This window comes from Pseudomonas sp. Fl4BN1 (genome assembly GCF_009908285.1).
In the GTDB taxonomy this organism is placed as follows: Bacteria; Pseudomonadota; Gammaproteobacteria; order Pseudomonadales; family Pseudomonadaceae; genus Aquipseudomonas.
The window spans coordinates 1-1,231 of record NZ_JAAARM010000083.1 but is presented as its reverse complement, the minus strand read 5'-3'; the positions used below and the strand labels follow the sequence as shown (position 1 = coordinate 1,231).

1 protein-coding gene is annotated in these 1,231 nt (G+C 53.8%); it reads right to left on the bottom strand.

Going from position 1 to position 1,231, the window contains the following annotated elements:
• Window positions 1–18: 18 nt before the first annotated feature.
• Window positions 19–1,169 (bottom strand): IS3 family transposase gene (locus tag GV818_RS33655; protein ID WP_161778738.1). Its coding sequence is split into 2 segments (ribosomal slippage): window positions 19–932 and window positions 932–1,169, totalling 1,152 coding nucleotides; the frame shifts between segments, so codons are not numbered across the junction.
• Window positions 1,170–1,231 lie beyond the last annotated feature (62 nt).

Here is a 1,231-nt window from a genome sequence, read left to right as displayed (position 1 = left end):
TGAATCGCCCCGGATTCTCTAGACACCTTGCAAGCTCATTGCGTAACGCTTTTCAAACTCTACCGGTGACAGGTGCTTGTTGAAACCATGGCGGCGTTTTACGTTGTAGAACATCTCGATGTAATCGAACACATCACTCCGAGCATCTTCCCGCGTGGTGTAGATTTTTCGCTTGATCCGTTCCCGTTTCAGAAGCTGGAAAAAGCTCTCGGCCACGGCGTTGTCATGACAGTTGCCTCGGCGACTCATGCTGGCAACCAAATTGTTTGCCTTCAAAAAGCTGCGCCAATCGGAGCTGCTGTACTGGCTGCCTTGGTCAGAATGAACCATCACCTCTTGCTTCGGTTTGCGCCTCCAAACCGCCATCAACAACGCATCAATAGCCAAATCACTGGTCATCTGCGACTTCATTGACCAGCCAACGACCTGCCGAGAAAACAGATCCAGTACCACCGCCAAATACAACCAGCCTTCATACGTACGAATGTAGGTGATGTCGGTTACCCAAACCTTGTTGGGTTCCACGACATCGAACTGGCGCTTCAGCAAATTGGGTGAGACGACCGCTGGCTTACCGCCGTACTTTCCAGGGCGGCGCCGATAACCTGCCTGAGAACGCAGACCTTCAAGACGCATCAGCCTCGCCACACGATGACGACCACAATCCTCACCGACCTCGCGCAGATCGTCGTGGATTTTGCGATAGCCATAAACGCCGCCGCTCTCCAGCCAGGAATGCTTGATCAAACCCAGCAGTCGCTGGTCGTCTTTGGCGCGTGCAGATTGCGGTTCAGACAGCCAGGCGTAATAACCGCTGGGATGGACTTTAAGCGTCAGGCAAAGCCGTCGAATCGAATAATCGCCCGCGCGCTGCTTGATAAAGGCGTACTTCAGCCGCACTCCTTGGCAAAGTACGCGGCGGCCTTTTTTAATATGTCTCGCTCTTCAGTGACGCGCTTGAGTTCCGCTCGCAGACGACGCAGCTCAGCGTGCTGATCATCATCCTGCTGCCGTTCTTCTTGAGGTTTGCTGTAGCGCTTTATCCAGGCATAGAGGCTATGCGTCGACACGCCAAGACGCGCCGCCACATCAGCGACAGGCAGCCTCTTTTCGGTCACTTGATTGACTGCTTGGATTTTGAATTCTTCGGGGTAACGCGGGTTGCTCATGGCACCTCCTAATTGGCCTCAGTTTAAGGCAAAGAGGTGTCTACGAAACCCGGGGCGATTCA